At 41.3% G+C, this 373-nt stretch carries 1 protein-coding gene; it reads left to right on the forward strand.

The window, feature by feature from the left end:
- Nucleotides 1-51: 51 nt before the first annotated feature.
- Nucleotides 52-373, forward strand: a 322-nt coding sequence (locus A3729_RS10215; RefSeq protein ID WP_068633781.1) for an MAPEG family protein, incomplete at its 3' end; no start/stop codon positions are given.

Below are 373 nucleotides of genomic sequence, written 5' to 3' on the forward strand. Positions count from 1 at the left end.
CGCTTTACAATTAGTGAACCCAATCACTTATGAAAGTACTAGGATCAATATATGGAAGTATTTGCAGACTATCAACTCACGCTACTCATTGTTGGACTGACCGGCTTATTGCTGCTCACCCAAATACTTGTTTCTGACGCAGCATCAATTAAATTGAAACATACACCGGGTTATCCCGTCGAAGCTGATCACGCTAGATTTTTATTTCGAGCCTCTCGTACTTATTCAAATACCAATGAGACGATCGCGGTATTTATCCTGTTTGCTTTGTTTGCTGTTTATAGTGGTGCCGATGCAAGCTATATCGACGCGTTTTCTGTGACCTATTTTGCTGGGCGTGTGATGCATATGTTGTGCTATTACGCGAATATAG

The organism is Oleiphilus sp. HI0043 (assembly GCF_001634935.1).